Raw genomic sequence first — 23,017 nt, 5'->3', positions numbered from 1 at the left:
TCAACTTTACCGGCAGGCACGGATTGAGCTTCCGGTCCGTGGGTATTGTGACCTTATGAGTTTCAACGACAATGTGCAGCTGGATCCCTCGCAGGTCCAGGACAGGCGCGGCATGGGCCGCGGAGTTAAAGTAGGCGGCGGCATCGGCGGCGGGCTCATCCTGCTCATCGCCTCGCTCCTGGGCGTCAACCCCCAGCTCCTGGAGGGCCTGGCCGGGGCGGGGCAGGCACCCCAAAGCCAAGGAACAGCGCCGGCCTGCGAGACCGGCGCCGATGCCGACGCCCGCGTGGACTGCCGCATCACCGGCACCGTCAACAGCCTGAACGCGTTTTGGCCGGCCTACCTGCAGCAGTACAACGTGCAATACCCCCGGCCGAAGACGGTGATCTTCGAGCAGGGCGTTAACACCGGCTGCGGCGCCGCTTCCAGCGCCGTCGGTCCCTTCTACTGCCCGGCCGACACCACCGCGTACTTCGACCCCGGATTCTTCCAGGAGCTTGTGGACCGCTTCGGTTCCTCCGGCGGCCCGCTGGCCCAGGAGTACGTCGTGGCGCACGAGTTCGGACACCACATCCAAAACGTGCTGGGAAACCTGGACCGTGCCCAGCAGGATCCGCAGGGCCCTGAGTCCGGCGCCGTACGCGTTGAACTCCAGGCAGACTGCTACGCCGGACTGTGGGCGAAGCACGCATCCACCCAGCCCGGGCCGGCAGGCCAGCCGTTCCTGGAAGCGCTCACGCAGCAGGACCTGAACGACGCCCTGTCCGCGGCTTCCGCTGTGGGCGATGACCGGATCCAGGAGGCAGCCACCGGACGCGTTTCCCCCGAAGCCTGGACCCACGGCTCCAGCGAGCAGCGCCAGCGGTGGTTCTACAAGGGGTTTAACACGGGCGACATCAACCAGTGCGACACCTTCTCCGCACCGAGTCTTTAGCCTCGCTTTTCTGCAGGAACGACGACGGCAGGTCACCTTCCACTTGCAAGGTGACCTGCCGTCCTCGTACTTCTGGGACTCTTAGATGTTGAAGCCGAGGGCCCGCATCTGGTCCTTGCCGTCGTCGGTGATCCGCTCCGGACCCCAGGGCGGCATCCAGACCCAGTTGAGGCGCCAGTCGTCCACAACGCCGTCCAGGGCCTGGCCCACCTGCTCCTCGAGGACATCGGTGAGCGGGCACGCAGCAGTGGTCAGGGTCATGTCGATCAGCAGCGCGCCGTCGTCATCGGAGTACTTCAGGCCGTACAGCAGTCCGAGGTCCACAATGTTGACGCCGAGCTCAGGGTCGATGACATCCTTCAGCGCCTCTTCGACGTCCTCGAGACTCGTGCGGGACGCGTTGATTTCGGTCATGGAAAGTCCTTACTGGGCCTGCGCCACGGCGGGTGCAGCGGCAGCGCCGGCGCCCTTGGCGTAACGGTCGTAGCCTTCTTCTTCCAGGCGGTCGGCCAGCTCGGGGCCGCCTTCCTCAACAACCTGGCCGTCCACGAACACGTGTACGAAGTCCGGCTTGATGTAGCGCAGGATGCGGGTGTAGTGCGTGATCAGCAGGGTGCCCATGTTGCCGTCGGCGTGGGCGCGGTTGACGCCCTCGGAGACAACCTTCAGCGCGTCAACGTCCAGGCCGGAGTCGGTCTCGTCCAGGACGGCGAACTTGGGCTTGAAGAGTTCCAGCTGGAGGATTTCCACGCGCTTCTTCTCGCCGCCGGAGAAGCCTTCGTTGACGTTGCGCTGGGCGAAGTCGGCGTCGATGCGCAGCTGCTCCATGGCAGCCTTGACGTCCTTGGTCCAGGTGCGGAGCTTGGGGGCTTCGCCGTCAATGGCGGTCTTGGCGGTCCGCAGGAAGTTGGTCATGCTGACGCCGGGTACCTCCACCGGGTACTGCATGGCCAGGAAGACGCCGGCGCGGGCACGCTCGTCAACGCTCATCTCCAGGACATCTTCGCCGTCGAGGGTGATGGAGCCGCTGGTGACGTTGTAGCGCGGGTGGCCTGCGATGGTGGAGGCCAACGTGGACTTGCCGGAGCCGTTGGGGCCCATGATGGCGTGGGTTTCGCCGGTCCGGATGGTCAGGCTGACGCCCTTCAGGATTTCCTTGGTGCCCTGCTCAGTCTCAATGCTGACGTGCAGGTCCTTGATCTCAAGGGTAGACATGTGTCGTGTTCTCCTCTGCCCCGTGCCTGGCGGCCGCGGGGCGGTTTTCTGTCTGGAAGTTGGTTCGTTATTCGATGGTGCTAGCTGAAGTTGGGGGCTTGGGCGCCGTTGAGGATGTTGGTGAAGTCCACGTAGACCTCGTCCCCCTGGATCTCGACGGCGAACACCGGAACGGGATCGTAGGCCGGCAGCTGCAGCGGTTCACCGGTGCGGAGGTCGAACTGGGAGCCGTGGCCCCAGCACTCGATGGCGCAGCCCTCCACATCCCCTTCGGACAGTGAGATGTCCGCATGCGAGCAGGTGTCGCCGATTGCGTGGATCTCCCCCATGGAGTCCTTAACGATTGCCACAGGGTAGTCGTCAATCAGGATCCGCAGCGCCTGCTTCACCTGAATTTCATCCACCTTGCAGACGAGCTCGCCCTTTGGCTGTTCAGTCATCAGTAATCCGTGCCCGTACCTTCTAGTTATCCGTCAGTGCGAGTTCGCGCTCAACAGCGTCGGTCAGCCGCTCCTCGATGGAGGGGACCTTGATCTGCTGGATGATCTCGTTCAGGAAGCCGCGGACCACCAGGCGGCGTGCAACATCCTCCGGGATGCCGCGGGCCATCAGGTAGAACAGGTGCTCGTCATCCATCCGGCCGGTGGCGCTGGCGTGGCCGGCACCCTCGATCAGCCCGGTCTCGATTTCGAGGTTGGGCACGGAATCGGCGCGGGCGCCGTCAGTCAGCAGCAGGTTGCGGTTGGCTTCGTAGGTGTCGGTGCCTTCTGCTTCCTTGCGGATCAGGACGTCGCCAACCCAGACGGCGTGGGCATTGCGGCCCTGCAGCGCACCCTTGTAGAGGACGTTGGACTTGCAGTTGGGCACCGCGTGGTCCACGAAAAGGCGCTGCTCGAGGTGCTGCCCCGCATCTGCGAAGTACAGGCCGAAGAGCTCGGCCTCGCCGCCGGGGGCGGTGAAGCGGGCCGACGGCGTAACGCGGACGAGGTCGCCGCCCAGGCTCACCATGACGTGCTTGAGCTTGGCGTCACGGCCGATCCTGGCCTGCTGGGAGGAGGCGTGGACGGCGTCGTCGTTCCATTCCTGAAGCGAGATAACGGTGAGGCTGGCGCCATCCTCCACGATGATCTCGACATTCTCCGATACGACGGCGGAACCCCTGTGATTGAGGACCACAACTGCCTTGGAGAACTTCTCCGCCACGATCACCAGGTGCTGGGCGGCAGCCTCAAGGGAGGTGCCTTCGATGTCCACGGAGATCTCCGACAGGGCTTCGAACTCGGCGGGGATGGTCACCACGGTGGCCCCCGCGAAGTTTTCCCAGGCGTTGGCGGACACGCGGTCCTCCGGGACGCCGGCGGTACCAATCCGCTGGTCATCACGGGTGACGCTTTCCACGGTGACCTGCTCGGGACCGTTAACCACCACGGTGGGAGCCGCGCCGGACAGGACCTCGGAGTGCAGGCCGCGAAGGCGCTTGAGCGGGGTGAAGCGCCAGTCTTCCTCCATGCCGGTGAGGGGCTTGAAGTCGGCGAGCCTGTAGGACGTCAGGCGGCCCGCACGGGAGCTGTCCGGAACACCTTCGCCGCCCCCGTGGGAGTGGCTTTTGGCCGAAGCCCCCGCGAGCGGGGCCTTCGAGCCGGCATTGATGGGCGAGAGGCTTTCGCCTTCTTCGGTGAAGCCGTCGATGAACGGCTGGGCTGAGGGCGCGCCGATGCGCGCCTTTTCAGTAGTGATTTCAGTCATCGTTATCCGACGGACCCTTCCATCTGCAGTTCAATCAGGCGGTTCAGCTCAAGTGCGTACTCCATGGGGAGCTCGCGGGCGATGGGCTCGATGAAGCCGCGGACGATCATCGCCATGGCTTCGTCTTCGCGCATGCCGCGGGACATCAGGTAGAAGAGCTGTTCTTCGCTGACGCGGGAAACAGTTGCCTCGTGGCCCATAACAACGTCATCCTCGCGGATGTCGATGTACGGGTAGGTGTCCGAGCGGCTGATGGTGTCCACCAGCAGCGCGTCGCAGCGCACGGTGTTGGCCGAGTGCTTGGCGCCTTCCCGGACCTGCACCAGGCCGCGGTACGCAGCGCGCCCGCCACCGCGGGCCACCGACTTGGAGATGATGGAGCTCTTGGTGTTCGGCGCGATGTGCACCATCTTGGAGCCTGTGTCCTGGTGCTGGCCTTCGCCGGCGAAAGCGATGGACAGGGTCTCGCCCTTGGCGTGCTCGCCAACAAGGTAGACGGCCGGGTACTTCATGGTGACCTTCGAGCCGATGTTGCCGTCAACCCACTCCATGGTGGCGCCCTCTTCGCAGATGGCGCGCTTGGTCACAAGGTTGTACACGTTGTTGGACCAGTTCTGGATGGTGGTGTACCGGACGCGGGCGCCCTTCTTGACGATGATCTCCACCACGGCGGAGTGCAGGGAATCCGAGGTGTAGATCGGAGCAGTGCAGCCTTCGATGTAGTGGACGTAGGAGTCCTCGTCGGCGATGATCAGGGTCCGCTCGAACTGGCCCATGTTCTCGGTGTTGATGCGGAAGTACGCCTGCAGCGGGATGTCCACGTGGACGCCCTTGGGGACGTAGACAAAAGAACCGCCGGACCACACGGAGGTGTTCAGCGATGCGAACTTGTTGTCGCCTACCGGGATAACGGTGCCGAAGTACTCCTGGAAGATCTCCGGGTGTTCCTTCAGGGCGGTGTCGGTGTCCAGGAAGATGACACCCTGCCGCTCAAGGTCCTCCCGCAGCTGGTGGTAAACAACCTCGGACTCGTACTGGGCAGCGACACCGGAGACGAGGCGCTGCTTTTCGGCCTCGGGGATGCCCAGCTTGTCGTACGTGTTCTTGATGTCCTCGGGCAGGTCTTCCCAGGTGGCAGCCTGCTTCTCGGTGGACCGCACAAAGTACTTGATGTTGTCGAAGTCGATGCCCGACAGGTCCGCGCCCCAAGTGGGCATGGGCTTGCGGTCAAAGTACTTCAGGCCCTTGAGGCGCAGGTCAAGCATCCATTCCGGCTCGCTCTTCTTCGCCGAAATGTCCCGGACTACCTCTTCGTTGAGCCCACGGCGTGCGTTGGCGCCGGCGTCGTTCTTGTCAGCCCAGCCGTACTCGTAGGTGCCGATGCCGTGGAGCTCGGGATTCTTTTCCAGAATCTCCGAGATCACAGTGTTTTCGGCGACTGCTTTCTCTGATAGTTGGTCCGTCATCACGGCCTTTCTTGCTGATGGTTGTTTACTTCATTCAGGCTGGCGGGGGCTGCCGGGAACCGCGTGGGTGCCTGGGCAGACAGCCTGCCTGTAGGAATGTGGGTGGTGCAGACGTGCCCGCCGCGCGCCAGGGTGGAGAGCCGGCGGACATCCACGCCTACCAGCCTGGAAAACACTTCGGTTTCCACGTCGCAAAACACGGGGAACCGGGCCGCAAGCTGCTGGATGGGGCAGTGCCCCTGGCAAAGCTGGACGCTGGACAGGGCCGCCGGAAGCGGTGGCTTGGCGGCGATGGAAGCGGCGGAGGCCACGAAGTTGTCGCGGCTCAAAGCATCGGCCAGGGCTTTGGCGCGGTCTGCGATGTCCGGACCCGCCTGGTCAATCTCCGGCGCGTACCGGCGTTCCATCTCCGAGAAGCGTTCCACGGCGAATGCCCGCACCGCGTCGGGGCCCGCGACTTTCTGCAGCTCCTGGAGCGCCAGGGCGGCAATGCCCAGGTAATCATTGCCGAGACTCGACTGCCCCTGGGAACTGAGGACATAGCGCCGTGCGGGCCGCCCCGCCCCGGCACCGGACTTGGCCACGCGCTTGACTTCGATAACGCCTGCACGGGATAAATGGTCCAAGTGGCGCCGCACGGCCGCCGGCGTGAAGCCCAGCAGGTCGCCCAGTTCAGCGGCACTGACGGGACCATGTTCCAAAACGGCAGAGAGGACGCGGTCCCGCGTGCGCTCATCAGCGTCAGCCACCGGACCGGCGGCCACCGGCCCCCGGTCTGCGGGAGCCTGGGAGGCTCCGTGCCCGGTGAAAGGCACAGCAGTAGCATTGCTCATGGAATACACAACACAATAATGTCGTAATTTACTCCCCCGCTCCAGTAAGGGCAGGCTGGCCTTCGCAGCACTGCCAAGGCCGGCGAAAAATACTACATCCCGTAGAATACTGGGGTGCGATCCCCCCAATCCCCGGTTCTGTCCATCAGCGGGCTAGTTAAGGATGTTGGCCCGCTTGCAAGCCTGGACGGAAAGATGCTCCGGGTTGTGAGCGGGGTATCGCTTGTCGCCGAACGCGGACAGGTCACGGCCCTGCTGGGTGCCAACGGCGCCGGGAAAACCACCACACTCGAATGTGCACAGGGCCTCCAAAAGCGCAGCGGCGGCACCATCTCCCTGCTGGGCGAGGACCCGGCAACGGCAGGGGCTGCCCTGCGCTCCCGCGTAGGTGTAATGCTTCAGGACGGCGGGCTGCCGCCGTCGTCCAGGCCTACTCCCCTGCTGCGCCATATTGCCGGCCTTTACGCCCGCCCCTGGCCGGTGGATGACCTGATTGAGCGGCTGGGTATCGGCGCGTTCAGCCGCACCACCGTCAGGCGGCTCTCCGGCGGACAGAAACAACGCCTTGCCCTGGCCGCCGCCCTGATCGGCCGGCCCGAAGTCCTATTCCTGGACGAGCCCAGCGCGGGCCTCGACCCACAGTCCCGCCAACTGGTGTTCGGTCTCATCTCCGAACTGCGCGACGCCGGGATGGGCATCATCCTCACCACGCACCTGATGGATGACGCGCAGCGGCTGGCTGACTACGTCTACATCATCGACGGCGGCCGGAACGTCGCCGAGGGAACCGTCCAGGAACTGCTGCAGCGCAGCCCAGTCGTGGAGGCGGGGGCGGACCACATCCGGACGCTCGAGTTCGAGGCTGCTCCTGGGCTGGACCTCTCCGGCGTCCTGCCTGACAGCATTCGTGTTGCCGAGGCCCGCGCCGGAAGCTACTGCCTGACGGGCAACCTGACCCCGGCCCATCTGGCGGCACTCGCCCGCTGGTGGGAAGCGAATGACATCATGCCTGCTTCAATGAACCTGCAGGCGCGTAGCCTTGAAGACGTCTTTCTGGATATCTCGGGAAAGGACATCCGATGAACGGGACTGCGCCCGGCCCAGCCCGAGGAAACGGCAGACTTCTGCCGCTCGGCGGGGTTTCCGGCATGCAAGAGCCGGCCCCGCTGCTGCGGCGTGTCCTGCTGCAGGGCAAATACGAGGCCACGGCCATGCTCCGTAACGGCGAGCAGCTGATCCTGGCAATAGTCCTGCCCCTCCTGGCGCTCGTCGGCCTAACCGTGACACCGTTCCTTGACGGGCTGGGCGGAAGCCGCATCGACGTTGCCGTCCCCGGGATCCTGGCCCTCTGCGCCATGTCCACGGCGTTCACCGGCCAGGGCATCGCCACCGGCTTCGACCGGCGGTATGGCGTGCTCCGCTTCCTTTCCACCACTCCCCTGGGCCGCGGCGGGCTGATCGCCGGCAAGGCACTGTCGGTCCTGGCCGTCCTCTGCCTGCAGGTGGCCGCCGTCAGTGCCGTAGCCCTGTCCCTGGGATGGCGCCCTCAGGCAGGCGGCTGGATCCCCGGCCTGTTCCTTCTGGCGCTGGGCGCAGCCGCCTTTACCGCGCTGGGACTGCTGGTGGCCGGCACCGTCCGGCCCGAAGCCACCCTCGCCATCACCAACCTGCTATGGATCCTGCTGGGCGCCCTCGGCGGAATCGTACTGCCGGCCGGCCGCCTGCCTGCCGCCGCCCGGGACGCAGTGCAGTTCCTGCCCTCCGGGGCGCTTGGGGAATCCCTGCGCGAGGCTTTCCTGACCGGCACGCTGAACGGCGGCGCCACCCTCATCCTGCTCCTTTGGACTCTCATTGCCGGGGCAGCAGCCATCCGTTGGTTCAAGTGGAATTGAGATATCCGTGAGCACGGCCGCACGCCTCCCCCAGTTCGTTAACCGCCTGTCGTCACGGCTGCCCCGGGCCGTGGACGTCCGGGTGCGCCGCCTGGCAGTTGCCTCCCTGATCGGCCAGACCCTCCTGGTGGTCACCGGTGGTGCGGTGAGACTTACCGCCTCCGGCCTTGGCTGCCCCACCTGGCCGCGCTGTACGGATACCTCATTGGTGAACACCCCGGAGATGGGCATCCACGGTTTCATCGAGTTCGGCAACAGGCTCCTCACCTTCGCCCTGGCCGCCGTCGCAGCCCTGATGCTGGTGTACCTGTGGAACCTCCGCAAGGAGCGCCGGGACCTCTTCCTGCTGGCGCTGGGCCTTCTGGCCAGCATTCCGGCGCAGGCAGTCATCGGCGGCATCACCGTACTGACGAACCTCAACCCTTGGGTAGTGGGCCTGCACTTCCTGGTCTCCATGGCGCTGGTGGTGTTTGCCACACTGCTGGTGAACCGCGCCTTCGGCCGGACCGGCCGGTTCCGGACGATGTCCCACCCGGCCCTGCCGGGCGTTATGCGCCCGGTGACGGCCGCCGTCGCGCTCTTCTCCACCCTGGCCGTGATGCTCGGCGTGGTGGTGACCGGAGCCGGACCGCATGCCGGCGACGCCGATGCGCCGCGCAACGGGCTGGACTGGGACCTGTTCTCCCACATCCACGCCGTTCCGGCCTACCTGGTGACCGCCGGCACGGTGGTGGCACTCGCGCTGGTGTTCCTGCGCCGGATCAAGGGGCCCTTCCGCGCGGGCGTCCTGGGACTGCTCGGCGTGACGCTCCTTCAGGCCGCCATCGGCTTCACCCAGTATTACAACGGCATCCCGGCACTGCTGGTGGCAGCCCACATGCTCGGGGCAGCCCTGCTGATGGTGGCGGCAACGAATGCCTGGGACATCGCCCGGTCCAGCCCCGTGGAGTAGTCCTCGCCCGGCTGCGTCACTCAACGCCAAGCGCCCCGGTTCCTATGAACCGGGGCGCTTCTGTCCTTAACGACGCTCTCTCATTTGCTGCAGCGTTTCCCTGGACGCTCTCTCACCTAGCGCAGCGTTTCCCTGGACGCTCTTTCACCTAGGGGTGCAACAAACCTTCCACGATCAGCGTGAGGCAGGGTGCAGTAGCCCGGAAGAAGAGAGAGCGTCCGCCTGGAACGCGTAATAAGTGAGAGAGCGTCCGCCTGGAACCCGTAATAAGTGAGAGAGCGTCGCGGTTGTTAGCCGGCCATGACCGCCGGCCCGATGAACGGATCGACTGCCAGGGCAATAAAGAGCAGGGTGAGGTAGCTGATGGAGCCGTGGAAGACCTTCATGGCCCGCTTGTCTGTGATGTCCTCGCGCTGGGCCCGGCTGTAGAGGGAATGCGATTCGTACAAGAACCAGGTCCCGGCAAGGACTGCGGTGACCGTGTAGACCCAACCCGCTCCGCCGGCGGGAACCATCAGCAGCGAGCAGGCCACCATCGCCCATGCATACAGGACCACCTGGACGGAAACCACCTTGGCCCCGGCGATGGCCCCGAGCATGGGGACGTTGGCGTTGCGGTAGTCCTCGCCGTAGCGCATGGACAGCGGCCAGTAGTGGGGCGGGGTCCAGAGGAAAATCACCATAAAGAGAATGACGGCGGGCCATTCCACCGAGTTCGTCACGGCAGCCCAGGCAATCAGCACGGGGAAGCAGCCTGCTGCGCCGCCCCAGACGATGTTCTGCGCAGTCCGGCGCTTGAGGATGATGGTGTAAATCACCACGTAGAAGAAGATGGCGCCCAGCCCCAGCCAGGCGGACAGCGGGTTGGCGCCGAACCAGAGGATGGCGATCGCGGCGGCGCCCAACAGCCAGGAGAAGATCAGTGCTTCACGCGGCGTGACTTCACCCGTAACCAGCGGGCGGTTTTCGGTGCGGTGCATCAGTTTGTCGATGTCGCGGTCAATGTAGCAGTTGAAAGCCCCTGCACTGCCGGCGGCGAATGCACCGCCAACCAGGGTGGCCAGGATGAGCCCGATCGAAGGGAAGCCGCGCTCCGCATAGATCATGGTGGGCAGGGTGCTTACCAGGAGCAGTTCGATGACGCGTGGCTTGGTGAGGGCGAGATACGCCTTGGCCTTACGGGCAATCCCGGCTTTTGATGCCCGGGATGCTTTCAGCGGCGTATCTGTTGTGCTCACGGTGGCAGTCACCCGTTCTGTTGGCAGTTCTGTCTGGCTGTCCAGCTGTGTCATGCGGCCCGCCCATAGGGGCGCCGGCGGAACGGAATGGTGATCCGCGCCACGGCCTGGGGTTTGGAAGCTGGAATACGTCCACCGCCCGGCTTTGGCCTCCGAATATCATACCGCGCCGGCCTCCTCCCAACGGCCCGCTATTTGGCGCTGGTGATTGCGCGCGCAGTGCTTCGAGCAGATTAACTCAGCCTCACTTCAGACGCACTCACATAAGCCGAAATTGCGTCCACAACGTGAGATTTCGGCCGCCCGGGAAGTGGAATGGAGCTAAGCTGTCACCAGATCAGCACGCAGCAGGAAAGCGGCGGAAAACGCATTCCGAGTTGACGCGTGGCTGAATAAAAAGATCAACGTTTCGATGGTGAACGGCTGGTACACACCGCAGCGGACGCCATAAGGCGTGCCATTTACGCGGACCCGGTGTGCCGCCTGCCATCAGCACAGAGAGGGGCCCGGTTTTCGTGCCACATTTGGAAGAGCAACAACTGTCCTGGACCGAACTGGACCAGCGTGCGGTGGATACCATCCGCGTCCTGGCTGCCGACGCCGTGGAGAAGGTGGGCAACGGCCACCCCGGAACCGCCATGAGCCTGGCGCCGGCGGCGTATCTGCTGTTCCAGAAGCTGATGCGCCACGATCCCCGCAACCCTGACTGGCTGGGCCGTGACCGTTTCGTCCTTTCCCCGGGCCACACCTCACTGACCCTTTACATCCAGCTTTTCCTTTCGGGCTACGGCCTGGAACTGAAGGACCTGGAGGCGCTGCGCACCTGGGGTTCACTGACGCCCGGCCACCCTGAGTACAAGCACACTGCCGGGGTGGAGATCACCACCGGCCCCCTGGGCCAGGGTCTTGCGTCCTCGGTTGGCTTCGCTTACTCTCAGCGCCGGATGCGCGGCCTGTTCGACGCCGATGCTCCCGCCGCCGAGTCGCCCTTTGACCACACCATCTGGGTAATCGCCTCCGATGGTGACCTTCAGGAAGGTGTCACGGCCGAGGCTTCCTCCCTGGCCGGTCACCAGGAACTGGGCAACCTCGTTGTTGTTTACGATGAGAACCACATCTCCATCGAGGATGACACCGACATTGCCTTCACCGAGGATGTCCTGAAGCGCTACGAAGCCTACGGCTGGCACGTCCAGCGGGTGGACTGGACCAAGACCGGCGAATACAAGGAAGACGTCCAGGAGCTCTACTCTGCCCTCCTGGCTGCGAAAGCTGAGACGTCCAAGCCCTCCATCGTGTCGCTGCGGACCATCATCGGCTACCCGGCGCCCAAGAAGCAGAACACCGGCAAGATCCACGGTTCCGCACTCGGTGCCGAGGAAGTCGCAGCGCTGAAGGAAGTCCTGGGCTTTGACCCGGCCAAGTCCTTCGATGTGGACCAGGACGTCCTGGCCCACGCCCGCGCCGTGGTGGACCGCGGTGCTGCTGCCCGCAAGGAATGGGAAGAATCCTTCAACGCCTGGCAGGCTGCCAACCCCGAAGGCGCAGCCTTGCTGCAGCGCATCGAGGCCAAGGAGCTGCCCAACGATGTTGACGCCGCCCTCCCGGTCTTCCCCGCCGGCAAGGACGTCTCCACCCGTGCCGCGTCCGGCAAGGTTCTGAACGCGCTCGGTCCGGTGCTGCCCGAACTGTGGGGCGGCTCGGCAGACCTCGCCGAATCGAACAACACCACCATTGAGGGGTCGCCGTCGTTCGTGCCTGCTTCCAAGCAGACCGAGGCGTGGAAGGGCAACCCCTACGGCCGGGTCCTGCACTTCGGTATCCGCGAGCACGCCGCCGCCTCGATCGTGAACGGCATCAGCCTGCACGGCCGCACCCGTGCGTTCTCCGGCACCTTCCTGATCTTCAGCGACTACCAGCGCCCGGCCATCCGCCTCGGCGCGCTGATGGGTGTGCCGTCCCTGTACGTCTGGACGCACGACTCCATCGGCCTGGGCGAGGACGGCCCCACCCACCAGCCGGTGGAACAGCTCGCCTCGCTGCGCGCCATCGTGGGCTTGGACGTTGTCCGCCCCGGTGACGCCAACGAAGTCGCCGTTGCCTGGAAGACCATGCTGGAGAACCATTCCAACCCGGCCGGCATCGTGCTGACCCGCCAGAACATCCCCACCTGGGAGCGCGGTGAGGGAGCAGCCGACGGCGACACGTTCGGTTCGGTCGCCGGCGTCGCCAAGGGCGGCTACGTCCTGGCCGAGGCATCCAAGGACGGCGTCACCGTCCCCGCCGACGTCATCCTCATCGGCACCGGTTCCGAGGTCCAGCTGGCCGTCCAGGCCCGCGAAGCCCTTCAGGCCGAAGGCATTGCCGCCCGCGTCGTCTCCATGCCCTGCGTTGAGTGGTTCAACAAACAGGACGCCGCTTACCGCGAGTCCGTGCTGCCTGCCGCCGTGAAGGCCCGCGTCTCGGTCGAAGCAGGACTGTCCCTGGGCTGGAAGGAATTTGTCGGCGACGCCGGCCGTTCCATCAGCCTTGAGCACTACGGCGCTTCCGCCGACTACAAGCGCCTCTTCCAGGAGTTCGGCATCACCGCAGAAGCAGTTGCCGCGGCCGCCAAGGACTCCCTCGCTGGCCTCCAGGCCTAAACCGATTTTCCTAGGAGATACAACAATGACTACTCCCACCCAGCAGCTCTCGGACGCCGGAGTTTCCATCTGGCTCGATGACCTTTCCCGCGGACGCCTGGACACCGGCACCCTGGCCAAGCTCATTGAAGAGAAGAACGTGGTTGGCGTGACCACCAACCCGTCCATCTTCCACGCCGCCATCACGGCAGGCACCGACTACGACGCCACGATCGCCAAGCAGGCCGCAGCCGGCGCGTCCGTCGAAGACACCATCTTCGAAATCACCACCACCGACGTTGCCGACGCCTGCGACCTGTTCGCACCCGTGGCCGCAGCCACCAACGGCGTGGACGGCCGCGTTTCCATCGAGGTTGACCCCCGGCTTGCATGGGACACCGCAGGCACCATCGCCGAAGCCAAGCACCTGTATAAGAGGGTCAACAAGGACAACGTCCTGATCAAGATCCCGGCCACGCTCGAGGGCCTCGAAGCCATCACCGCCACCCTGGCCGAGGGCATCAGCGTCAACGTGACCCTGATCTTCTCCCTGGAGCGGTACCGTGCCGTCATCAACGCTTTCCAGTCAGGCCTGGAGCAGGCAAAGGAAAACGGCCACGATCTCTCGAAGATCCACTCCGTCGCGTCCTTCTTCGTCTCCCGCGTGGACTCCGAAATCGACAAGCGCCTGGACGCCCTGGGCACCGAGGAAGCCAAGGCACTCAAGGGCAAGGCCGGCCTGGCCAACGCCCGCCTCGCCTACCAGGTCTACGAGGAGCTCTTCGCCACCGAACGCTGGGCCCTGCTGGCCGACGCCGGCGCACTCCCCCAGCGTCCCCTGTGGGCTTCCACCGGCGTGAAGGACCCGGCCTACCCGGACACCCTGTACGTCACGGAGCTCGTCGCCCCCGGCGTCGTCAACACCATGCCCGAAAAGACGCTCGACGCCACCTTCGACCACGGCGTGGTCACGGGAGACACCGTAACAGGCACCTACGCCGAAGCGAACAACACCCTGGACGCGCTCGAAAAGCTCGGCATCTCCTACAACGAGGTCGTTGCACTCCTCGAATCCGAAGGCCTGGACAAGTTCGTCGCCAGCTGGAAGGAACTCCTCGGCGACGTCGAGGGCGCCCTCGCCTCAGCACGGAAGGCCTCCTAACCAACAATGAGCACACTCAGCTACGAAGCCACAGGTGCCGCGCAGCAGGCACTGGAACAGCACCTCCCCGCTTTGGTGGAGGACCGCATCGCCACCCGGATCTTCGCCAAGGACCACACTCTGTGGGGTCCCGACGCCGAAGCCGAGTCCGCCATCCGGCTCGGCTGGGTGGAGGCGGCCACCGTCTCACAGCCCTTGGTGAAGGAGATCGTCGAACTCCGCGAAGCACTGCGCGCCGAAGGCGTTACCCGCATCGTGCTGTGCGGCATGGGCGGATCATCGCTGGCTCCGGAGGTCATTGCCGGCACGGCCGGCGTCGAGCTGACTGTGCTGGACAGCACGGACCCGGACCAGGTCCGTGCTGCCCTGGCGGACCGGCTGGCGGAGACCGCCATCGTGGTTTCCTCCAAGTCCGGTTCCACCGTTGAGACGGATTCCCAGCGACGGGTCTTTGAGAAGGCGTTCAACGACGCCGGCATCAATGGCGGCAGCCGGATCATCATCGTCACTGATCCCGGTTCCCCGCTGGACAAGGCCTCCCGCGATGCCGGCTACCGCGCGGTCTTCAACGCCGACCCCAACGTCGGCGGACGCTTTTCTGCCCTCACCGCGTTCGGCCTGGTGCCCTCGGGCCTGGCCGGGGTGGACATCCAGGCGTTCCTCGACGAAGCCGAGGAAGGAGCCGAGATCCTTAACGAGGACGCTGCCGAGAACATCGGACTGTCCCTCGGTACGGCGCTGGGCGGTACCAGTCCCCTGCGCAACAAGATTGTCATAGCGGAGGACGGTTCGGGCATTGTAGGCTTCGCCGACTGGGCCGAGCAGCTTATCGCCGAGTCCACGGGCAAGCTCGGAACAGGTGTCCTGCCCGTAGTTGCCGGCCCGAACTCGCCGGAGGTGACGTCCAACGCGGACGATGTCCTGGTGGTCCGGCTGGTAGCAGCAGACGCCGACGTAGAACTGGGTGAGAACGAAGTTGCCATCGCCGGTGGCCTGGCAACCCAGATGATGGTCTGGGAGTTCGCCACTGCTGTGGCCGGGCGCCTGCTCGGCATCAACCCGTTCGACCAGCCCGATGTCGAGGCTGCCAAGGTGGCCGCCCGCGGTTTGCTGGACGCCCAGCCTGAGCCGACGCCCGCAGCATTTGTTGACGGCGCCATCGAGGTGCGTGGCGGGGACTGGCTCGCTGGTGCGTCCACCGCTGAAGGGTCGGTGCGCGCGTTGCTGGAAACGCTCCAGCCGGACAGCTACCTCAGCGTCCAGGCGTACTTCGACCGCCTCGCATTCGCTCAGCTCGAGGGCATCCGTGACGAACTGGCAGCCATTTCCGGCCGTCCCGTCACCTTTGGCTGGGGGCCGCGGTTCCTGCACTCCACGGGCCAGTTCCACAAGGGCGGCCCCGCCATCGGGGTATTCCTGCAGATAACTGCCGATGCAGCAGAAGATCTCGCTATCCCGGACCGTCCCTTCACGTTTGGGAAGCTGATCTCGGCGCAGGCCGCAGGTGACGCCCAGGTCCTGAGTGAGCACGGACGTCCAGTGCTTCGCCTGCACCTGACCGACCGGGCAGCCGGTGTGGCACAGTTGCAGGACATTATTGCTGCGCTGTCCGCCAGGTCAGCCTCCGTAACCGAAAGCTAAGGCCCAGAAGCAACATGCCAGAAACTGAATACGGCAGGACGTCCGGCACGCGTCCCGGGAAACCGGCGCGCAATCCGCTCCGGGACCCACGGGACCGCCGCCTGAGCCGGATCGCCGGTCCGTCGTCGCTGGTGCTCTTTGGAGTGACCGGTGACCTTGCCCGCAAGAAACTCATGCCGGCCGTGTACGACCTCGCCAACCGTGGGCTGCTGCCCCCCAGCTTCGCGCTGGTGGGGTTCGGCCGCCGGCCGTGGACGGACGAGGACTTCGCCGCCGAGGTGAAGGCGTCCGTGCAGGCTTATGCACGTACGGCTTTTGACGAGGCAGTGTGGAACCAGCTCTCCGAGGGCGTCCGTTTTGTCCAGGGCGAGTTCGACGACGACGGCGCCTTCGAGCGGCTCGGTGACACCATCAAGGAACTCGACGACGTCCGCGGCACCCGGGGAAACCACGCGTTCTACCTCTCGATTCCGCCCAAGGCCTTCGAACAGGTCTGCCGGCAGCTGTCCAAGCACGGCCTGGCCCAGTCCGAAGGCGACAAGTGGCGCCGCGTGGTGATTGAGAAGCCGTTTGGACACGACCTTGAGTCCGCCCGGCAGCTGAACGACATCGTTGAGTCGGTGTTCCCGGCGGACGCCGTATTCAGGATCGACCACTACCTGGGCAAGGAGACGGTCCAGAACATTCTGGCGCTGCGTTTCGCGAACCAGCTGTTCGAACCGTTGTGGAACGCCAACTACGTGGACCACGTCCAGATCACCATGGCCGAGGACATCGGCACCGGCGGCCGGGCAGGGTATTACGACGGCGTGGGCGCGGCCCGTGACGTGATCCAGAACCACCTGCTCCAGCTGCTGGCGCTGACCGCGATGGAAGAGCCTATCTCCTTCAACGCCGATGACCTGCGCGCGGAGAAGGAAAAGGTCCTGGCAGCGGTCAAGCTCCCCGATGACCTGTCCACGCATTCAGCGCGGGGACAGTTCACCGGCGGATGGCAGGGCGGCGAACAGGTCCAGGGCTACCTGGAGGAAGAGGGCATCCCGGCCGATTCCACCACCGAAACCTTCGCCGCGGTCCGGGTGGACATCCACACCCGCCGCTGGTCCGGTGTCCCGTTCTACCTGCGCGCCGGCAAGCGCCTGGGCCGGCGGGTGACCGAGATCGCCGTGGTGTTCAAGCGCGCACCCAACCTGCTGTTCCGCGACCACGGCGAGGATGACTTCGGCCAGAACGCGGTGGTGATCCGGGTGCAGCCCGACGAGGGCGTCACCATCCGGTTCGGCTCGAAGGTCCCGGGCACACAGATGGAAGTCCGTGATGTGACCATGGACTTCGGGTACGGGCACTCCTTCACCGAATCGAGCCCGGAGGCGTATGAGCGGCTGATCCTGGATGTGCTCCTCGGCGAGCCGCCGCTGTTCCCGCGGCACGAGGAAGTGGAGCTGTCCTGGAAGATCCTTGACCCGTTCGAGGAGTACTGGGCGCAGCTGAACGAACAGCCCGAACCCTACGCCCCGGGAAGCTGGGGCCCGGCCTCTGCCGATGAGCTGCTGGCCCGTGACGGACGAACCTGGAGAAGGCCATGATTGTAGACCTGCCGGACACCACCACCTCGAAGGTTTCCAAGAAACTCATGGCCCTGCGCGAGCAGGGCGGCGTGATCGCCCTGGGCCGGGTGCTCACCCTCGTGGTGGTTACCAAATCAGGGCTTGAGGAAGAGGCCATTGAGGCAGCCAACGATGCCAGTCGGGAACACCCGTGCCGGATCATCGTCCTGGCTGACGCCGGGGCCGACGCCGTAGACAAACTGGATGCGCAGATCCGCGTGGGCGGTGATGCCGGTGCGTCTGAGGTGATCGTGCTCCGCGGCTACGGCCAGCTTGCGCATGAGAGCGAATCGCTCGTGGCTGCGCTGCTGCTGCCGGACGCCCCGATCGTGGCATGGTGGCCGCACGGGGCCCCGGAAAGCGCGTGCGAAACGTCCATCGGCCGGATCGCGCACCGGCGCATCACAGATTCGGCAAACGAGCCGGACCCGCAGGTGGCGCTGGAAAACATCCACAAGACCTACCGGGCCGGGGACACGGACCTGGCCTGGACCCGCTTGACCAACTGGCGGATCCAGCTCGCCGCGGTCCTGGACCAGGTGGATTCCTCGCCGGTGACCGCCGTCGCGGTTGAAGGTGCCTCGGACTCCCCCAGCACCATCCTCCTCGCAGCCTGGCTCACCCTCACGTTGGACGCACCTGTGACCATTGTGGCCGATCCCGCCGGGACCGGTATCCGCCGTGTCCGGCTGACCCGGCCCGGCGGTGATGTGCAGCTCTTCCGCCCGGGACTCTCCGTTGCCGAACTGACCCAGCCGGGCCAGCCCGCGCAGCGCATTTCACTTCCGCGCCGCAGCCTCCGCGACTGCCTTGCCGAGGAGTTGCGCCGCCTGGACCCGGACGAAGTGTTCGGGGAAGTGATTACTATGGGACTGCCGCGTACCAATCTAAGGAGTGTCCGACCCAGTGAGCGTTGAGCCTAGAGTAAGCATTCATCCTGATTCGTCCGTGCTGATGGCGGCCATCGCGGCCCGCCTGATCACCAAGCTTGTTGATGTCCAGGACAAATACGGTGAGGCCACCGTCGTCCTGACCGGCGGCACGGTGGGCATCGGCACCCTGAAGGCTGTTGCTGACTCCCCGGCGGCTCCCGCTGTTGACTGGTCCAAGGTCAACTTCTGGTGGGGCGATGAGCGGTTCGTCGCCTCCGACGACGCCGACCGGAACACCAAGCAGGCGTTCAACGCTTTGCTGTCGCATATTCGGGTGGACCCGGACCGAATCCACGAACCCGGATCCTCGGATCAGTTCGATACTCCCGAAGAGGCGGCAGAGGATTACGCCCGCCAGCTTCGGGAAGCGGCCGCCACCGAGCACGCCGCCGACATGTCCGACGACCGGCCGGGTCAGCCCGCCGCTGTCCCACGCCTGGACGTTGTCCTGCTTGGTGTCGGACCGGACGCACACGTGGCGTCGCTCTTTCCCGAGCAGGCCGGCATCCGCGAGAAGGAGCGGACCGTGGTAGGGGTAAGGAATTCGCCCAAGCCGCCCCCGCTGCGCGTCTCCCTGACGCTGCCCACTATCAATACGGCCGCCGAAGTGTGGATGGTTGTTGCGGGCGAGGACAAAGCCGGCGCGGTGGGCCTGGCACTCGCGGGCGCCAACCCCGTGCAGGTGCCCGCCGCGGGTCCCCGGGGAACGTCCCGTACCCTCTGGCTCATCGATGAGAACGCAGCGTCACGCGTCCCGCAGCAGCTCGTCCGGAAGGACGCCGCGGGCGCGTAGCCGTTCCACCGCTCCAGCCAGGAGGTCCTCGGCGTCCTGGCTGGAGCGCCGCTCCTTAACGTATTCCAGGTGGCTTTTGTAGCCTTCCTCAGAGTCCGCGTCAGCCCGCTCCAGGCCGTCCTTCGAGGCCGGGCAGCCGCACCGCCGGCAGTCCCACACCACCGGCAGCTGATCCTCCGGCAGCTTGAGGAAGACCAGCTGGGTTTCGTGCCCCTTGGCACACCAGTAGGACACCCGGACGCGCGGAGGGGCCTTGCCCTGGTCCTCGTCGGCCTGGAGGCTCGGCCTTGTTCCTGCCGTCACACCCGCCCGGGTGCCCCGGAAACCTGACGTTGGATGCAGCATCGGGACTCCTGCCTCTTAAACAGAACTGTGGCTGCCGGACAACCGACAGCCACAGTTTAGTTCGCGGATCGTTGCGGCGGCAGTGCCCCGCACGAATCCTTCAGCAGTGCGTCAGGAGTCGCCGCCTCCGGTGAAGCGCATGATCAGCCCGAGGGCGATGATCACAATGCCCCAGGTGACGCCGAGGATAACGGTGAACCTGTTGAGGTTGCGCTCAGCCACGCCCGAGGAACTCAGGCCTGAACTCATGCCGCCACCGAACATGTCGGACAGTCCGCCGCCCCGTCCCTTGTGGAGGAGGATGAGCAACGTCAGCAGGAGGCTGGTGATGCCCAGGAGGATCTGCAGAATGACATGAAGAACGTCCACGACGGCCTTTCGGAAAGTTGGGATTGCCGGAGTCTGGCGGCGGGACGGACTAGTCCGTCACCAGGTGACTCTCGAACCTGACAATATTAGCAAACTCGGCCGGATCAAGGCTTGCGCCACCCACCAGCAGACCGTCAACGTCGCGTTCCTTCAGGATCGCGGCGGCATTGTTGGCTTTGACGGAACCGCCGTACAGCAGCCGGGTCTTGCCCGCTACCTCGGCTCCGAACAGGGACCCGAGCTCGGCGCGGATGGCCGCGCACATTTCCTGTGCATCTTCTGGTCCTGCTACTTCACCGGTGCCGATGGCCCAGACGGGCTCGTAGGCCACCACAAGTTCGCCCGCCTGCTCCGGTGTAAGGCCCGAGACCCCGGCGCGCAATTGGGCCAGGGTGTGGTCCACGTGCGTGCCGGCCTGTCGGATCTCCAGGCCCTCACCGACGCAAAGCACGGGAACCAAGTTGTGCTTGAACGCGGCCTTCACTTTGGCGTTGAGGACGTCGTCCGTCTCGTTGTGGATGGTCCGGCGTTCGCTGTGGCCCACCAGGACGTACCTGCAGCCGAGCTTGTTCAGGAACTGTCCGGAAATGTCGCCGGTGTAGGCGCCGGAATCGAACTGCGAGAGGTCCTGGCCGCCGTAGGCAATGTCCAGATTGTCGCCCTGCACCAGGGTCTGCACGCCGCGGAGGTCCGTGAACGGCGGGAACACTGCCACCTCAACCCTGTTGTAGTCATGCTTGGCGTCGGAAAGGGTCCAGGCCAGTTTTTGCAGGAGGGTGATGCCCTGCACGTGGTCCATGTTCATTTTCCAGTTGCCCGCGATAAAGGGCTTGCGGTCGAAGGCGCCGTTCGTTGACGTTGTCACGTATTCTCCAAAAGTCTCGATAAGTGTTCGGCCGGCAGGCTGCCGCGGGGCAACCTGCCGGCCGGAGGGTGGAAGGACCAGGAACTGCTGCCGGAGCTAACAGTGGCTGAAGCTAGCGCTCCAGGACGCTGAGCCCCGGGAGGTCCTTGCCTTCGAGGTATTCCAGGCTGGCACCGCCGCCGGTGGAAATGTGGCCGAACTGGTCATCAGAGAAACCGAGTGTACGGACGGCAGCGGCAGAGTCGCCGCCTCCCACCACTGTGAACGCCCCGGTTTCGGTCAGAGCCTGTGCGATGGCTCGGGTGCCCGCAGCGAAAGCTTCGAATTCGAAGACCCCCATGGGACCGTTCCAGAAAACGGTCTTGGCGCCTTTGATCCGGTCAGCGAAGGCAGCTGCAGAGTCCGGTCCAATGTCCAGACCAATGCCCTGGGCACCGAACCGGCTGCTTTCAATGGCGTCTGCCGCAACGGTTTCATGGGCAGCGTCGGCAGCGAACTTCTCCGCCACTACGACGTCTGTGGGCACCACAAATTCGGTGCCTGCGTCGGCGGCGCGCTTCAGGTAGTCCTGGACCACGGGGATCTGGTCCTCTTCAAGCAGGCTGGAGGCCACCTTATGGCCGGCTGCGGCGAGGAAGGTGAACAGCATGCCGCCGCCCACCAGGATCGTGTCAGCCTTGCCCAGCAGGTTGTCGATGACTGCGAGCTTGTCCGAGACTTTGGAGCCGCCGAGCACCACTACGTAAGGGCGCTGCGTGTCCGCGGTGAGCTTGCGGAGCACCTCCACCTCGGTGTGCACGAGATCGCCCAGGTAGGACGGGAGCCGGGTGGCGACGTCGTAGACGCTGGCGTGCTTGCGGTGGACGGCACCGAAGGCGTCGTCCACATACGCGCCGTTGCCGCCGGTCAGTGCCACCAGCTCGTCAGCGAAGGCGCCGCGCTCGGCGTCGTCCTTGCTGGTTTCGCGGGCATCGAAGCGGACGTTTTCCAGGACGAGCACTTCGCCGTCCTGGAGGGAGGCTGCAGCTTCCTTGGCGGAGCTGCCGACCGTGTCCCCGGCGAGGGTGACCTTGAAGTCCGCCAGTTCAGCCAGGCGGTTGACGGCGGGGCGAAGGGAGTACTTGTCCTCGGGGGCGCCCTTGGGGCGTCCGAGGTGGGCTGTTACCAGCACGCGGGCACCGGCGTCCGTGAGCTTTCCCAGGACTGGCAGTGAGGCCTTGATGCGGCCGTCGTCAGTCACTGTAGAGCCGTCGAGCGGCACATTCAGGTCACTTCGAACCAGAATGTACCGCCCGCGGACACCTTCAGCGATCAGTTCGTTGAGGGTGTGAGAAGTCATGTGTCTTACCCTAGCCCAGCTTGGCTGCCACAAGCTCCGTGAGGTCAACGAGGCGGTTTGAGTAGCCCCATTCGTTGTCATACCAGGAAACAACCTTGACCTGGTTGCCGATCACCTTGGTGAGGCCGGAGTCAAAGATCGAGGACGCGGGATCGCCGACGATGTCCGAGGAGACGATCGGCTCATCCGTGTAGGTCAGGAAGCCCTGCAGGTCTTCGGACTCTGCGGCACGCTTGAGGGCGGCGTTGACTTCCTCCACGGTGGTCTCGCGGGAGACGGTGACGGTGAGGTCGGTGGCGGAGCCGGTGGGGACGGGAACACGGATGGCGTACCCGTCCAGCTTGCCCTTGAGCTCCGGCAGGACCAGGCCGATAGCCTTGGCTGCACCGGTGGATGTGGGCACCATGTTCACGGCAGCAGCGCGGGCACGGCGCAGGTCCTTGTGCGGGCCGTCCTGCAGGTTCTGGTCCGCGGTGTAGGCGTGGACCGTGGTCATCAGGCCGCGCTCGATGCCGAACTCGTCATTGACCACCTTGGCCAGCGGGCCCAGGCAGTTGGTGGTGCAGGATGCGTTGGAGATGATGTGGTGCGTGGCGTTGTCGTAAAGGTTGTGGTTGACGCCCATCACGATGGTGATGTCCTCGTCCGAGGCAGGGGCGGAAATCAGGACCTTCTTGGCGCCGGCGTCGATGTGCTTCTGTGCATCGGCGGCCTTGGTGAAGAAGCCGGTGGATTCGATGACGATGTCCACACCCAGCTCGCCCCACGGGAGGTTGGAAGGATCGCGCTCAGCAAGGACCTTGACGACGTTGCCGTTGACGACGATGTTGCCGTCCTTGACCTCGATGGTTTCCTTCAGGCGGCCGCCGACGGAGTCGTACTTGAACAGGTGGGCCAGGGCCTCCGGGCTGGTGAGGTCGTTGACTGCAACGATCTCCAGGTCCGCGCCCTGTGCGAGTGCTGCGCGGAAGTAGTTGCGGCCGATACGGCCAAAGCCGTTGATACCAATACGGGTCGTCACTTTTTCAGTCTCCTTGGTGCTTTGGAAGCACAACTAGTTGAGCGGG

At 65.0% G+C, this 23,017-nt stretch carries 22 protein-coding genes; 10 read left to right on the top strand and 12 right to left on the bottom strand.

Features of this window, described 5'->3' with window-relative positions:
- The first annotated feature begins 55 nt into the window (after window positions 1-55).
- Complete coding sequence (ypfJ, locus tag AC5RT4_RS02445) at window positions 56-934, top strand: KPN_02809 family neutral zinc metallopeptidase (RefSeq protein ID WP_494039630.1); 879 nt, start codon at window positions 56-58, stop codon at window positions 932-934.
- Between the two features lie 81 nt (window positions 935-1,015).
- Here the strand turns inward: ypfJ and AC5RT4_RS02440 are convergent, their stop codons facing one another.
- The 6 genes from AC5RT4_RS02440 to AC5RT4_RS02415 all read right to left on the bottom strand — a co-directional run bounded on the left by AC5RT4_RS02440 (window position 1,016) and on the right by AC5RT4_RS02415 (window position 6,194).
- Window positions 1,016-1,348 (bottom strand): metal-sulfur cluster assembly factor, encoded by a 333-nt coding sequence (locus AC5RT4_RS02440; protein ID WP_458778629.1) that lies wholly within the window; start codon window positions 1,346-1,348, stop codon window positions 1,016-1,018.
- Window positions 1,349-1,357: 9 nt separating this feature from the next.
- Entirely contained in the window at window positions 1,358-2,149 is a 792-nt protein-coding gene (sufC, locus tag AC5RT4_RS02435; RefSeq protein ID WP_494039629.1) for a Fe-S cluster assembly ATPase SufC, read from the bottom strand.
- Window positions 2,150-2,229: 80 nt separating this feature from the next.
- Entirely contained in the window at window positions 2,230-2,589 is a 360-nt protein-coding gene (locus AC5RT4_RS02430) for a non-heme iron oxygenase ferredoxin subunit (protein ID WP_494039628.1), read from the bottom strand.
- A gap of 22 nt (window positions 2,590-2,611) precedes the next feature.
- Window positions 2,612-3,895, bottom strand: coding sequence for a Fe-S cluster assembly protein SufD (sufD, locus tag AC5RT4_RS02425; protein WP_494039627.1), 1,284 nt, complete (start codon window positions 3,893-3,895; stop codon window positions 2,612-2,614).
- Between the two features lie 2 nt (window positions 3,896-3,897).
- Window positions 3,898-5,361, bottom strand: a complete 1,464-nt coding sequence (sufB, locus tag AC5RT4_RS02420) for a Fe-S cluster assembly protein SufB (protein WP_050055331.1) — start codon at window positions 5,359-5,361, stop codon at window positions 3,898-3,900.
- Window positions 5,361-6,194, bottom strand: coding sequence for a helix-turn-helix transcriptional regulator (locus tag AC5RT4_RS02415; protein ID WP_494104767.1), 834 nt, complete (start codon window positions 6,192-6,194; stop codon window positions 5,361-5,363). The genes sufB and AC5RT4_RS02415 overlap by 1 nt, the downstream gene beginning before the upstream one ends.
- A gap of 114 nt (window positions 6,195-6,308) precedes the next feature.
- Here AC5RT4_RS02415 and AC5RT4_RS02410 point away from each other — a divergent pair, with 114 nt between their 5' ends.
- The 3 genes from AC5RT4_RS02410 (at window position 6,309) to AC5RT4_RS02400 (ending at window position 9,038) form a co-directional block, all read left to right on the top strand.
- A complete protein-coding gene (locus AC5RT4_RS02410) occupies window positions 6,309-7,277 on the top strand; it encodes an ABC transporter ATP-binding protein (protein ID WP_494039625.1) in 969 nt (322 codons plus the stop codon).
- Window positions 7,278-7,342: 65 nt separating this feature from the next.
- Window positions 7,343-8,086 (top strand): ABC transporter permease, encoded by a 744-nt coding sequence (locus AC5RT4_RS02405; RefSeq protein ID WP_494039624.1) that lies wholly within the window; start codon window positions 7,343-7,345, stop codon window positions 8,084-8,086.
- Between the two features lie 7 nt (window positions 8,087-8,093).
- Window positions 8,094-9,038, top strand: a complete 945-nt coding sequence (locus AC5RT4_RS02400; protein ID WP_494039623.1) for a COX15/CtaA family protein — start codon at window positions 8,094-8,096, stop codon at window positions 9,036-9,038.
- Window positions 9,039-9,328: 290 nt separating this feature from the next.
- Here the strand turns inward: AC5RT4_RS02400 and AC5RT4_RS02395 are convergent, their stop codons facing one another.
- Entirely contained in the window at window positions 9,329-10,288 is a 960-nt protein-coding gene (locus tag AC5RT4_RS02395; RefSeq protein ID WP_494104900.1) for a heme o synthase, read from the bottom strand.
- Window positions 10,289-10,800: 512 nt separating this feature from the next.
- Here AC5RT4_RS02395 and tkt point away from each other — a divergent pair.
- The 6 genes from tkt to pgl are packed head-to-tail and all read left to right on the top strand — an operon-like array spanning window position 10,801 to window position 19,032.
- Window positions 10,801-12,918 carry a transketolase gene (gene tkt / locus AC5RT4_RS02390; protein WP_494040130.1) on the top strand — a complete coding sequence of 706 codons (2,118 nt, stop codon included), beginning with the start codon at window positions 10,801-10,803 and terminating at the stop codon, window positions 12,916-12,918.
- A gap of 25 nt (window positions 12,919-12,943) precedes the next feature.
- The gene (tal, locus tag AC5RT4_RS02385) at window positions 12,944-14,059 is read left to right on the top strand and encodes a transaldolase (RefSeq protein ID WP_494039622.1); all 1,116 of its coding nucleotides are present in this window, start codon (window positions 12,944-12,946) and stop codon (window positions 14,057-14,059) included.
- A 6-nt stretch (window positions 14,060-14,065) separates the two neighbouring features.
- Window positions 14,066-15,700: a glucose-6-phosphate isomerase gene (locus AC5RT4_RS02380; RefSeq protein WP_494104766.1), complete on the top strand. Its 1,635-nt coding sequence runs from the start codon at window positions 14,066-14,068 to the stop codon at window positions 15,698-15,700.
- Between the two features lie 14 nt (window positions 15,701-15,714).
- Window positions 15,715-17,286, top strand: a complete 1,572-nt coding sequence (gene zwf / locus AC5RT4_RS02375) for a glucose-6-phosphate dehydrogenase (RefSeq protein WP_494104765.1) — start codon at window positions 15,715-15,717, stop codon at window positions 17,284-17,286.
- A complete protein-coding gene (locus tag AC5RT4_RS02370; protein WP_494104764.1) occupies window positions 17,283-18,224 on the top strand; it encodes a glucose-6-phosphate dehydrogenase assembly protein OpcA in 942 nt (313 codons plus the stop codon). Before zwf ends, AC5RT4_RS02370 begins: the two co-directional genes overlap by 4 nt.
- Window positions 18,214-19,032 (top strand): 6-phosphogluconolactonase, encoded by an 819-nt coding sequence (gene pgl / locus AC5RT4_RS02365; RefSeq protein ID WP_494104763.1) that lies wholly within the window; start codon window positions 18,214-18,216, stop codon window positions 19,030-19,032. The genes AC5RT4_RS02370 and pgl overlap by 11 nt, the downstream gene beginning before the upstream one ends.
- On the opposite strand, the gene AC5RT4_RS02360 is transcribed toward pgl, so the two are convergent.
- From AC5RT4_RS02360 to gap, 5 genes are all read right to left on the bottom strand, one after another.
- Window positions 18,985-19,377 (bottom strand): RNA polymerase-binding protein RbpA, encoded by a 393-nt coding sequence (locus AC5RT4_RS02360; RefSeq protein WP_494104762.1) that lies wholly within the window; start codon window positions 19,375-19,377, stop codon window positions 18,985-18,987. The genes pgl and AC5RT4_RS02360 overlap by 48 nt on opposite strands.
- Window positions 19,378-19,488: 111 nt before the next feature.
- The gene (secG, locus tag AC5RT4_RS02355; RefSeq protein ID WP_494039617.1) at window positions 19,489-19,746 is read right to left on the bottom strand and encodes a preprotein translocase subunit SecG; all 258 of its coding nucleotides are present in this window, start codon (window positions 19,744-19,746) and stop codon (window positions 19,489-19,491) included.
- Window positions 19,747-19,795: 49 nt separating this feature from the next.
- Window positions 19,796-20,611, bottom strand: coding sequence for a triose-phosphate isomerase (tpiA, locus tag AC5RT4_RS02350; protein WP_494104761.1), 816 nt, complete (start codon window positions 20,609-20,611; stop codon window positions 19,796-19,798).
- Window positions 20,612-20,723: 112 nt separating this feature from the next.
- A complete protein-coding gene (locus tag AC5RT4_RS02345; RefSeq protein ID WP_494039615.1) occupies window positions 20,724-21,950 on the bottom strand; it encodes a phosphoglycerate kinase in 1,227 nt (408 codons plus the stop codon).
- 10 nt (window positions 21,951-21,960) lie between these two features.
- Window positions 21,961-22,971, bottom strand: a complete 1,011-nt coding sequence (gene gap, locus AC5RT4_RS02340; RefSeq protein WP_494039614.1) for a type I glyceraldehyde-3-phosphate dehydrogenase — start codon at window positions 22,969-22,971, stop codon at window positions 21,961-21,963.
- Between the last annotated feature and the right edge of the window lie 46 nt (window positions 22,972-23,017).

This window comes from Arthrobacter sp. sptzw42 (genome assembly GCF_059089685.1).
This window is presented reverse-complemented; position numbering and strand designations above follow the sequence as displayed.

Coding starts and splice junctions, on each gene's coding strand:
- ypfJ (WP_494039630.1), top strand. CDS start 56: ATGAGTTTCAACGACAATGTGCAGCTGGATCCCTCGCAGGTCCAGGAC.
- AC5RT4_RS02440 (WP_458778629.1), bottom strand. CDS start 1,348: ATGACCGAAATCAACGCGTCCCGCACGAGTCTCGAGGACGTCGAAGAG.
- sufC (WP_494039629.1), bottom strand. CDS start 2,149: ATGTCTACCCTTGAGATCAAGGACCTGCACGTCAGCATTGAGACTGAG.
- AC5RT4_RS02430 (WP_494039628.1), bottom strand. CDS start 2,589: ATGACTGAACAGCCAAAGGGCGAGCTCGTCTGCAAGGTGGATGAAATT.
- sufD (WP_494039627.1), bottom strand. CDS start 3,895: ATGACTGAAATCACTACTGAAAAGGCGCGCATCGGCGCGCCCTCAGCC.
- sufB (WP_050055331.1), bottom strand. CDS start 5,361: ATGACGGACCAACTATCAGAGAAAGCAGTCGCCGAAAACACTGTGATC.
- AC5RT4_RS02415 (WP_494104767.1), bottom strand. CDS start 6,194: ATGAGCAATGCTACTGCTGTGCCTTTCACCGGGCACGGAGCCTCCCAG.
- AC5RT4_RS02405 (WP_494039624.1), top strand. CDS start 7,343: ATGCAAGAGCCGGCCCCGCTGCTGCGGCGTGTCCTGCTGCAGGGCAAA.
- tal (WP_494039622.1), top strand. CDS start 12,944: ATGACTACTCCCACCCAGCAGCTCTCGGACGCCGGAGTTTCCATCTGG.
- AC5RT4_RS02380 (WP_494104766.1), top strand. CDS start 14,066: ATGAGCACACTCAGCTACGAAGCCACAGGTGCCGCGCAGCAGGCACTG.
- zwf (WP_494104765.1), top strand. CDS start 15,715: ATGCCAGAAACTGAATACGGCAGGACGTCCGGCACGCGTCCCGGGAAA.
- AC5RT4_RS02370 (WP_494104764.1), top strand. CDS start 17,283: ATGATTGTAGACCTGCCGGACACCACCACCTCGAAGGTTTCCAAGAAA.
- AC5RT4_RS02360 (WP_494104762.1), bottom strand. CDS start 19,377: ATGCTGCATCCAACGTCAGGTTTCCGGGGCACCCGGGCGGGTGTGACG.
- AC5RT4_RS02345 (WP_494039615.1), bottom strand. CDS start 21,950: ATGACTTCTCACACCCTCAACGAACTGATCGCTGAAGGTGTCCGCGGG.